The sequence below is a fragment of the Micromonospora fiedleri genome, from assembly GCF_016774385.1.
Classification (GTDB): domain Bacteria; phylum Actinomycetota; class Actinomycetes; order Mycobacteriales; family Micromonosporaceae; genus Micromonospora; species Micromonospora gifhornensis.
This window is the reverse complement of record NZ_JAETXL010000044.1, coordinates 1-486: the sequence shown is the minus strand read 5'-3', so window position 1 is coordinate 486 and position 486 is coordinate 1. Positions and strand designations below refer to the sequence as shown.

Here is a 486-nt window from a genome sequence, read left to right as displayed (position 1 = left end):
CGTCGCGGCCGGTGCCGTGCCGCCCGTCGCCGTGCGAGGTCTCCTCGTGGTAGTCCTGCTCCACGTTGACCGACCAGACGTCGTGGCCGGCGTCCCGCACGCTGTTCTCGACGGTCAGCATCGCCGTCAGCATCGAGTGGTCCTGGTTGTTGTAGCGGTGCATGCCGTTACGCCCGACAGCGTGCACGTTCGGCACCTCGCGGGCCAGCCACTGCCGGATCACGTCGCCGTTGTGCTGGTAGCGCTCGTCGTAGACCGGGTACGCCTTCGGCATCCGCACCACGTAGCCGGCCTCGACCACCCCGGGCCGGACCAGTCCCAGCGTCCCCAACTCCCGGGTCGCGGCGACGATCACGTCGGCGTCGGCCGTACGCCAGCTCTCTTCGCCCACCGACACGCAATACTCCAGCCCGAGGCAGGGACGCTCGCCCTTGACCAGGTCCGGCGACCAGGAGCCGAAGTTCCGGATCCGGGCCGCCCTCACCA

The 486-nt window shown here is 70.0% G+C and carries 1 pseudogene; it reads right to left on the bottom strand.

Features of this window, described 5'->3' with window-relative positions:
- A pseudogene (locus JMF97_RS30550) lies at nt 1-486 on the bottom strand (FAD-dependent oxidoreductase); the annotation flags it as partial.